This window comes from Angustibacter speluncae (assembly GCF_054777815.1).
Window position 1 is genome coordinate 25948 of record NZ_BAAHAF010000148.1, and the last position, 9902, is coordinate 35849.

Here is a 9902-nt window from a genome sequence, read left to right on the forward strand (position 1 = left end):
GCGCTTGCGTCCACTGTGCGGTTCCCGAGATGCGGTCGGTCAGACCCTGACATCTCCATAGAGTTTCGGCGGTCATAGCGTTGGGGAAACGCCCGGCTCCATTCCGAACCCGGAAGCTAAGCCCAACTGCGCCGATGGTACTGCGAGGGGGACCTCGTGGGAGAGTAGGACGCCGCCGGACATACTTTCGATGACGCCCACCCCTCCGGGGGTGGGCGTCATCGCTGTTTGTCCACCACGCACACCTGCGGATGCCGTGAGGCCCGCGCACGACCCGCTGGTGACCCGCGGGTCGAGGAGGAAGGATCGCTGCCATGAGCTCATCCGACGACGACCGGGACCGTCCGCGGCGCGACGAGGGTCGGTCGACCGGCGGTGGCCGTGGAGACGGTGCACCTCGAGGCCGCTTCGGGGGTGGGCAGCGTGCCGGCGGCGGCAGTTCGTCGGGTGGGCGCAGCGGCGGTCCCCGTCAGGGTGAGCCGTACCGCGGTACCGGTCGTCCTGCCGGTGCCGGAGGGCGCGACGCCGGCCGTGGTGGCCCGCGTCGGGACGACGCCCGCGGTGGTCCGCGTCGGGACTTCGGTACCGACCCAGGGCGTGACGACCGGGGTGGCCCCCGCCGTGACGACTCCCGTGGTGGTCCCCGTCGTGATGACTCCCGTGGTGGTCCGCGTCGCGACTTCGGTGGCGGCGCCGGTCGTGACGACCGTGGTGGCCCGCGTCGTGATGACCGTGGTGGCCCGCCTCGCGGTGACTCTCGTGGTGGTCCCCGTCGTGACGACTCGCGTGGTGGTCCCCGTCGTGATGACTCCCGTGGTGGTCCGCGTCGCGACTTCGGTGGCGGCGCCGGTCGTGACGACCGTGGTGGCCCGCGTCGTGATGACCGTGGTGGTCCGCCTCGCGGTGACTCTCGTGGTGGTCCGCGTCGGGACGACTCGCGTGGTGGTCCGCGTCGGGACGACTCTCGTGGTGGTCCGCCTCGGGGTGACTCTCGTGGTGGTCCGCGTCGGGACGACTCCCGTGGTGGTCCGCGTCGGGACGACTCCCGTGGTGGTCCGCGTCGGGACGACTCCCGTGGTGGTCCGCGTCGGGACGACTCCCGTGGTGGTCCGCGTCGTGACGACTCCCGTGGTGGTCCCCGTCGTGACGACCGCGGTGGATCCCGCGGCTTCGGCGGCGGTCCTGCGGGCCGGGGGACGGGGCCCGCTCGCCGCCCGGAGCGGGAGGAGCGCGGCCGCGGCCCGGCCGAGCCGGCGCTGCCGGCCGACGTCACCGGTGACGAGCTGGACCGCGAGGTGCGCGGCGAGCTCGGCACCCTGGCCAAGGACAACGCGACGGTCGTCGCCCGCCACCTGGTGATGGCCGCGCGGCTGCTCGACGAGGACCCCGAGACCGCGTACCAGCACGCCCTCGCCGCGCAGCGCCGCGCCGGGCGGGTCGGGCTCGTCCGAGAGGCAGCCGGTCTGGCGGCCTACCACGCCGGCCACTACGACGAGGCACTGCGCGAGCTGCGCACCGCTCGGCGGCTCACGGGGTCGTTCGAGCACCTGCCCGTCATGGCCGACTGCGAGCGTGGACTCGGTCGCCCCGAGCGCGCGCTCGACCTGGCCGCGGCCCCCGAGGTCGCCCAGCTCGACCGCGCGGGACGCCTCGAGATGCTCATCGTCGCCTCCGGTGCCCGCAGCGACCTCGGTCAGCACGACGCCGCCGTGGTCGCGCTGCAGGTGGCCGAGCTCGACGTCCCGCCGCGGTCGGGCTCGGCGGCGTCGCGGGCCGCCCGCGCCCGGCTGATGTCGGCGTACGCCGACGCGCTCGAGGCCGCCGGCCGCGCCGACGAGGCGCGCGGCTGGTTGGAGAAGGCGGCCGACGCCGACGACGACGGCAGCACCGGTGCGGCCGACCGGCTCGGCCGGGTCGAGGACGGCGACATCGTCGACCTGCTCGAGGACGACGACGAGGCGCCCGACGACACCGAGGCTGCAGCTCCGGCGGACGACAGCGCGAGCGAGCAGCGTCCGGACGACGCGTGACCGCCGCCACCCTGCTGTCGGCCTACGACGGCCTGCTGCTCGACCTCGACGGCGTCGTGTACGTCGGCCCCGACGCGGTGCCGCACGCGGTCGAGTCGCTGCGCGCGGCCTCGCAGCACGTCAGCACCGGGTACGTGACGAACAACGCGTCCCGTCCGGCGAGCGCCGTGGCCGAGCACCTGCGCGGCCTCGGGCTCGAGCTCGGGGACGACCAGGTGGTCACCTCGGCGCAGGTCGCCGCGGCGGTCGTCCTCCGCCGGCTGGGGGAGGGGGCGCGGGTGCTCGCCGTCGGCGGGCCGGGTGTCGCGCAGTCGCTGCGCGCCGTGGGCCTCGAGCCGGTGGTGTCGGCCGACGACGGGCCGCAGGCGGTCGTCCAGGGGTACGGCCCCGAGGTCGGCTGGGCGCAGCTCGCCGAGGTGGCGCACGCCGTCAACGCCGGCGCCTGGTGGGTCGCGACCAACCGCGACCTCACGATCCCGACGGCGCGCGGCATCGCGCCCGGCAACGGGACGCTGGTCGCGGCCGTCCGGGCCGCCGTCCAGGTGGACCCGGACGTGGCAGGCAAGCCGGAGCCGGTCGCGTTCACCGAGTCGGCCCGGGCGATCGGCTCGCAGCGTCCGCTCGTGGTCGGCGACCGGATCGACACCGACATCGAGGGCGCGGTCGCCGCCGGGACGGACGCGCTGCTGGTGCTCACCGGCGTGCACCACCTGCCCGACCTGGTCGACCTCGCGCCGCGGTCGCGTCCGACGCACGTCGGTCACGACCTGCGGGCGCTGCACGTCCCCGCCCTCGTCGTCGACCTGGACGAGGGGCGCGCGACCTGCGCCGGCGAGACCGTCGCGCTCACCGACGGCCTGGTCGAGCCGGCGGGGGAGGTCATCGACCGGCTGGCTGCGGCGTGGGCCGGGCTCCGGCTGGTCTGGGCGACCCGCGACGTCGGGGACGACGCCCGACCTGGTGAGGCGCTGGCCGCGCTGCTGGCCGACCCGGGGGGACGACGGTGACCGACCGCACGGCGGGTACGCTCGCGGACCACCAGGAGGGAGGCCGGACGTGGACGGTCTGAAGGGATACGTGGCGCTCGTCAGCGGGCTGACGGAGGCGACCGCGGCGAAGGCGCGCGAGGTGGCGACCGCGCTGCTCGCGCAGGGCGGCATCCAGGCGGTGCCGTCCGGTGCCGCGGCGATGGCGACCCAGATCACCGGGCTCGCCGAGGACCTCCTGGTCACCGCGCGCGACAACCGCGGTGCGCTGCTCGACGTCGTGCGCACCGAGGCCGAGCGCGCCGTCGCCACGCTGGGCGTGGTGACCGCGGCCGAGGCCGACGCCCTGCGCGGCCGCATCGCCGAGCTCGAGGCCGAGATCGCCCGGCTCCGCGCCTCGGCGGCTGCGACGGCCGGTGCGACGGCCACGTCGCGCCCGACGGCCCCGCGCACCACCGCCAGGAAGGCGGCGGCGACGAAGACGACCGCCGAGAAGGCCTCTGCGAAGAAGGCTTCTGCGAAGAAGGCCTCTCCGCGCAAGGCGACCGCGCCGGTCACCACCCCGGCGAGGAAGTCTGCCGCGAGCACGGCTCCGGCCACGAAGGCCACGACGTCCGCCGCTACCAAGGCCGCACCTCGTAAGGCTTCCGCGAAGAAGGCGTCCCCGCGCAAGGCGGTCGCGCCGACCACCACGGTCGCCGACGCCACCGGCACGTCCACCCCGGACGAGGGCGCGTGAGCGAGACCACGCCGCTGCCCCAGCGTCCGCCGGCTCCCGACACCGACCGCACGGGCGACGAGGCGGTCGACGCCGCCCTGGCCGACCTCGACGCGCTCGACGCCGGCCTCGACCCGGCCGAGCAGCTGCCGGTGCTGGCCGCCGTCCACGAGGCGCTGCAGCAGCGGCTGTCGTCCACCGAGGGCTGACGTGGCGCGGCGCCAGCGACTGGACGCCGAGCTGGTGCGCCGCGGCCTGGCCCGCAGCCGCCAGCAGGCGGCCGAGCTGGTCGCCGCCGGCCGGGTGAGCGTCCGCGGGCAGGTGGCGAGCAAGCCCGCGACCCAGGTCGACCCGGCCGACCCGGTCGTGGTGGCCGAGGCGGACGCCGGACCCGAGTACGTGAGCCGCGGCGCGCACAAGCTGGTCGGCGCGCTCGACGCGTTCGGCGTCGACCCGGCCGGACGCCGCTGCCTCGACGCCGGCGCCTCGACCGGCGGGTTCACCGACGTCCTGCTGCGCCGCGGCGCGGCCCACGTGGTGGCCGTCGACGTCGGCTACGGCCAGCTCGCCTGGTCGCTGCGCAGCGACGAGCGGGTCACCGTGCTCGACCGCACGAACGTCCGCACGCTCGAGCCCGGTGCCGTCGCCCCCGCGCCCGGTCTGGTCGTGGCCGACCTGTCGTTCATCTCGCTCACCCTGGTGCTCGGGTCGCTGGCCGCGTGCTGCGCGCCGGACGCCGACCTGCTGCTGATGGTGAAGCCGCAGTTCGAGGTCGGGCGCGAGCGGCTGGGCGCCGGTGGCGTGGTGCGCGACCCGGCGCTGCGGGCCGAGGCCGTCGTGACGGTGGCCGAGGCCGCTCGCACCGCCGGTCTCGACGTGCACGGCGTGGCGGCGAGCCCGCTGCCCGGCCCGAGCGGCAACGTCGAGTTCTTCCTGCACCTGCGTCCCCACGTCGACGGGGAGCCGTCGCCGTCGCCGGGTACGGTGAGCGAGCTGGTCGCCACCGCCGTGGCGCAGGGTCCGAGGGGAGCCACGTGAGCACGAGCGCGGCGCGACGCGTCCTCGTGCTCGCGCACACCGGCCGCCCGCAGGCCGTGGCCGCGGCCACCGAGCTGCTCGACCGCCTGGTCGCCGCGGGGTTCTGCCCGGTGATGGTGGCGCACGAGGCGTCCGACGTCCCGCACGAGGGCGACCTGGTCACCGTCGAGACGACCGCCGAGGTGGTCGGCGACGTCGAGCTGGTCGTCGTGCTCGGTGGCGACGGCACCATCCTGCGCGCCGCCGAGGTCGTCCGCGGCCACCAGGTCCCCCTGCTGGGCGTCAACCTCGGCCACGTCGGGTTCCTCGCCGAGAGCGAGCGCGACGACCTCGCCGAGGCGGTCGACCGGCTGGCCGCCCGCGACTACGTGGTCGAGGAGCGGATGACGCTCGACGTCCTGGTGACCGTCGGCTCCGACGGCGACCGGCAGGTCGTCACGCGCACCTTCGCGGTGAACGAGGCGACCGTCGAGAAGGCCAGCCGCGAGCGGATGCTCGAGGTGGTGACCGAGGTCGACGGCCGTCCGGTGTCGACGATCGGCTGCGACGGCGTGGTGATGGCCACCCCGACCGGGTCGACCGCGTACGCGTTCTCGGCCGGCGGGCCGGTGGTGTGGCCCGAGGTCGAGGCGCTGCTCATGGTGCCCATCAGCGCGCACGCCCTGTTCTCGCGCCCGCTGGTCGCGGCGCCCACGTCCGTCCTGGCCGTCGAGGTGCTCGACCGGGCCGACTCCGGCGTGCTCTGGTGCGACGGTCGACGCACCGTCGACCTGCCGCCCGGTGCCCGCATCGAGGTGCGCCGCGGCAGCGAGCCCGTGCGCCTCGCCCGGCTCGCGACCGGGCCGTTCACGGACCGGCTGGTCGCCAAGTTCCGGCTGCCCGTCACCGGGTGGCGCGGACCCGCGCACGACGACGACCCGGTGGCCTGAGCGTGCTCGAGGAGATGCGGCTGAGCGACCTCGGCGTGATCAGCGAGGCCGTGGTCGAGCTCGGCCCGGGGTTCAGCGTCGTCACCGGCGAGACCGGCGCCGGCAAGACCATGGTCGTCACCGGCCTCGGCCTGCTGCTCGGAGGCCGCGCCGACAGCGGGGCGGTGCGGGCCGGTGCCACCGCGGCCCGGGTCGAGGGGCGGTTCGTCGTCCCGTCCGACGGCCCGGTGGCCGAGCGCGCCCGCGAGGCGGGCGCCGACCTCGACCCGGTCGACGACCAGTCCGGTCACGCCGAGCTGCTGGCCGCGCGCTCGGTCGCGGCCGGCGGACGCGGCCGCGCGCACCTGGGCGGGCGCACCGTGCCGGTCGGCGTGCTCGGCGAGCTGGCCGACGACCTGGTGGCCGTGCACGGGCAGTCCGAGCAGGTGCTGCTGCGCTCGCCCGCCCGCCAGCGCGAGATGGTCGACCGCTTCGGCGGCGCCGACCTCGCTGCCGAGCTCACCGCCTACGCGACGGCGTTCGAGGAGTTCGCCGCCGTCGACGCCGAGCTCACCGAGATCACCACGCGTGCCCGGGAGCGGCGTCAGGAGGCCGACCTGCTGCGGGCCGGCCTCGAGCAGGTCGAGCAGGTCGACCCGCAGCCGGGCGAGGACGAGGAGCTGCGGTCGCGCACGCAGCGGCTCGAGCACGCCCAGGAGCTGCGCGCGGCCACCGCCGGCGCGCACCGGGCGCTGGCCGGCGACGTGGAGGACGCGCCCGACCCCGACACGGTCGACGTGGTCGCGCTGGTCGAGCGGGCCCGGCGCGAGCTCGAGGCGGTCGCCGAGCACGACGAGCGGCTGGGCGCGCTCGCGTCCCGGGTCGCCGAGCTCGGCTACCTGGCCGCCGACGTGGCCGCCGAGCTCGCCACCTACCACCAGGGCGTCGAGGCCGACCCCGAGCAGCTCGCGCAGGTGCACGAGCGCCGGGCTGCGCTCGGCGCGCTCACCCGGCGCTTCGGCGACGACGTCGACGCCGTGCTCGAGTGGGCGCGCGCGTCGTCCGCGCGGCTGGTCGAGCTCGACGGCGACGACGACCGGCTCGAGCAGCTCACCGCGCGCCACCGCGACCTCGACGGCGACCTCGCCGCGCGGGCCGCGCGGCTGACGACGCTGCGCCGCGCCGCGGGCGAGCGGCTCGCCCAGGCGGTGCAGGAGGAGCTGGCGGCGCTGGCGATGCCGTCGGCCGCCCTCGGCGTGCTGGTCGACCCGAAACCGCGCGGGCCGCACGGCGCCGACGACGTCACCCTGGTGCTCACCCCGCACTCCGGTGCCGAGCCGCGTCCGCTGGCCCGCGGGGCGTCCGGCGGCGAGCTGTCCCGGGTGATGCTGGCGCTCGAGGTCGCGCTCGCGGGCAGCGACCCCGTCCCGACGTTCGTCTTCGACGAGGTCGACGCCGGCGTCGGCGGCGCGGCCGCCGTCCAGATCGGCCGGCGCCTGGCGGCGCTGGCCCGCACCGCGCAGGTGGTGGTCGTCACGCACCTGCCGCAGGTGGCGGCGTTCGCCGACACGCACCTGGTCGTCCGCAAGGCGGACGACGGCCAGGTCACCAGCAGCGGCGTGCACCGGGTCGACGGCGAGGACCGCGTGCGCGAGCTGGCGCGGATGCTCGCCGGGCAGCAGGACTCCTCGTCCGCCCGCGAGCACGCGGCCGAGCTGCTCGCCCAGGCGGCCGCCGAACCCGTCTGACCGGCCGTCGAGCCGTGGCGGGGCTCACGCGGGCCGGGGCAGGGCCGCGCGGCCGGGCTGCACGGGACCGGCCCCGCCGCGTGGGACGATGGCCGACGATGAGACGCACGCTGTTCGGCCGCCGGCCACCCAGGACCACCGACCCCGGTGTCACCGGGACGGCTCGCGTCGACCCGCGCACCAAGGACCTCACCAAGCGGCTGCAGCCCGGTGACGTGGCGGTCATCAACCACGTCGACATCGACCAGGTGGCCGCCGACGCGCTCGTCGCGAAGCGTCCGGCCGCGATCGTCAACGCCGCTCCGAGCACGTCCGGGCGCTACCCGAACCGCGGGCCCGTCATCATCGTCGAGGCGGGTATCCCGCTCGTCGACGCCGTGGGCACCGAGGTGATGACCGCCGTCGAGGAGGGCCGCGCCGTCCGGGTCGACGGCAACGCCGTGTTCGTGGGCGAGAAGAAGGTCGCCGAGGGCGTCGAGCAGACCGACGCCACCGTCGAGGCCGACCAGCTCGAGGCGCGCGCCGGGCTCGCCGTGCAGATGGAGTCGTTCGCGGCGAACACGATGGAGTACCTGCGCAAGGAGCGCGACCTGCTCCTGGACGGCGTGGGCGTGCCGGACATCACCACCGACCTCGACGGCAAGCAGGTCCTCATCGTGGTGCGCGGGTACCACTACAAGGAGGACATCGCGACGCTGCGGCCCTACATCCGCGAGTACCGGCCGGTGCTCATCGGCGTCGACGGCGGCGCCGACGCGCTGCTCGAGGCGGGCTACAAGCCCTCGCTCATCGTCGGCGACATGGACTCGGTGTCCGACGCCGCGCTCACCAGCGGCGCCGAGATCGTCGTGCACGCCTACCGCGACGGCAACGCCCCCGGGCAGGAGCGGGTCGAGGCCCTCGGCGTCACCCCGGTCGTGTTCCCGGCCACCGGGACCAGCGAGGACGTCGCGATGCTGCTCGCCGACGACAAGGGCGCCGAGCTGATCGTCGCGGTCGGCACGCACGCCACCCTGGTGGAGTTCCTCGACAAGGGCCGCTCCGGCATGGCCTCGACCTTCCTGACCCGGCTGCGGGTCGGCGGCAAGCTCGTCGACGCCAAGGGCGTCTCGCGGCTGTACCGGCAGCGGATCTCGAACCTGCAGCTCGCGCTGCTGGTGCTCGCGGGGCTCGCCGCCCTGGGGGTGGCGCTCGCGTCCACCTCGGTCGGGCAGGCCTTCTACGCGCTCGCCGGCGGGTGGGTGCACGACGCGGTGCGGGTCGTCGTCGACTTCGTGACCGACCTCTTCTCGGGCGGGTCGTCGTCGCCGTGAACCCCGCCGCCCCGCACGGGGCCCGCCCCCGCCACGACGCCCCCCACCGAGCGGTCCGGAGGACCAGACACCGATGATCGACTTCCGCTACCACCTCGTGTCGCTGGTGTCGGTGTTCATGGCGCTCGCGATCGGCGTCGTGCTGGGCGCCGGCCCGCTGCGCGAGTCGCTCGGCGACACCCTGACCAGCCAGGTCCGCGCGCTGCGCGACGACAAGGAGGCGCTGCAGCAGGCCGTGGCCAACCGCGACGCCGACATCACCGGCCGCGACGAGCTGCTCGCCGGCCTCGGCGCGTCGCTGCTGCCCGGCCAGCTGGAGGGCCGCACGGTCGTCGTCGTCACCCTGCCGGGCGCGGACGCCGCGGCGCTCGAGCCGCTCACCACCGACCTCACCACGGCGGGCGCCACCGTCACCGGCACCGTGGCGGTGCAGCCCGCCTGGAGCGACCCCGAGCAGGCGGCGTTCCGGCGCGAGCTCGCCGGCCAGCTGGTGCAGTACCTCGACCCCCGTCCCGAGGCCTCGCTGGGCACCGAGGGCGAGCTGGCCGTGACGCTGGCCCGCTCGCTGGTGTCGACCGGCGGCGGCGCCCAGCGCCCCGCCCCGGCGCAGCAGGCGCTCGACGGCCTCGTGGCCGCCGAGCTCGTGACCGTCGAGCAGGAGCAGCCGGTGCTCGCCGACCTCGCCGTCGTCGTCGGCGGCTCGCCGGCCGACGCGGCCGGCTCCGGCGACGCCGACTGGACGCAGTCGGCGACCACCGCCCACCTGGCCGTGCTCGAGCAGCTCGACGGCGAGAGCCGCGGCGCCGTGCTCGCCGCCCCGCAGAGCGACGACGGCGAGGACGGCCTGCTCGCCGCGCTGCGTTCGGACGCCGATCTCACCGAGACCGTGTCGTCGGTCGACGGGCTGGCCGCGCCCGGCGCCCGGATCTCGGTCGTGCTCGCCCTGCGCGAGCAGGTCGAGGGGCGCGCGGGCCAGTACGGGACCGGCGGCAGCGCCCAGGCGGTCGTGCCGGCCTTCACCCCGCCCGCGACCGACGAGGTGCCGGACGGCACCACCTCGACCGACGGGACCTCGACCGACGGGACCTCGCCCGACGGGACCTCGACCGACGGGACGACCACGCCGGCCGACGGCGCGACGGGCGACCCCACCGGGGACGG

Annotated in this window: 9 protein-coding genes and 1 rRNA gene; all 10 read left to right on the forward strand. The window is 76.2% G+C overall.

Translation table 11 applies throughout. The annotated features are described in order from the left end of the window. Positions 1 to 64 precede the first annotated feature (64 nt). Positions 65 to 181 (forward strand): 5S ribosomal RNA (gene rrf / locus ACYVKY_RS16460). 1114 nt (positions 182 to 1295) lie between these two features. After that, positions 1296 to 2030, forward strand: a complete 735-nt coding sequence (locus ACYVKY_RS16465; RefSeq protein ID WP_460436066.1) for a tetratricopeptide repeat protein — start codon at positions 1296 to 1298, stop codon at positions 2028 to 2030. Then, positions 2027 to 3037, forward strand: coding sequence for an HAD-IIA family hydrolase (locus tag ACYVKY_RS16470; protein ID WP_460436067.1), 1011 nt, complete (start codon positions 2027 to 2029; stop codon positions 3035 to 3037). The genes ACYVKY_RS16465 and ACYVKY_RS16470 overlap by 4 nt, the downstream gene beginning before the upstream one ends. Positions 3038 to 3086: 49 nt before the next feature. Next, a complete protein-coding gene (locus tag ACYVKY_RS16475; RefSeq protein WP_460436068.1) occupies positions 3087 to 3755 on the forward strand; it encodes a hypothetical protein in 669 nt (222 codons plus the stop codon). Beyond that, positions 3752 to 3943: a hypothetical protein gene (locus ACYVKY_RS16480; protein WP_460436069.1), complete on the forward strand. Its 192-nt coding sequence runs from the start codon at positions 3752 to 3754 to the stop codon at positions 3941 to 3943. The genes ACYVKY_RS16475 and ACYVKY_RS16480 overlap by 4 nt, the downstream gene beginning before the upstream one ends. 1 nt (position 3944) lies before the next feature. After that, positions 3945 to 4772, forward strand: a complete 828-nt coding sequence (locus tag ACYVKY_RS16485) for a TlyA family RNA methyltransferase (RefSeq protein WP_460436070.1) — start codon at positions 3945 to 3947, stop codon at positions 4770 to 4772. Then, a complete protein-coding gene (locus ACYVKY_RS16490; protein ID WP_460436071.1) occupies positions 4769 to 5701 on the forward strand; it encodes an NAD kinase in 933 nt (310 codons plus the stop codon). Before ACYVKY_RS16485 ends, ACYVKY_RS16490 begins: the two co-directional genes overlap by 4 nt. Positions 5702 to 5715: 14 nt before the next feature. Beyond that, complete coding sequence (gene recN, locus ACYVKY_RS16495; RefSeq protein WP_460436076.1) at positions 5716 to 7428, forward strand: DNA repair protein RecN; 1713 nt, start codon at positions 5716 to 5718, stop codon at positions 7426 to 7428. A gap of 98 nt (positions 7429 to 7526) precedes the next feature. Next, a complete protein-coding gene (gene steA, locus ACYVKY_RS16500) occupies positions 7527 to 8741 on the forward strand; it encodes a putative cytokinetic ring protein SteA (protein WP_460436072.1) in 1215 nt (404 codons plus the stop codon). Positions 8742 to 8814: 73 nt separating this feature from the next. Then, positions 8815 to 9902 (forward strand): copper transporter (locus ACYVKY_RS16505; RefSeq protein ID WP_460436073.1); only part of this gene is annotated, 1088 nt, incomplete at its 3' end.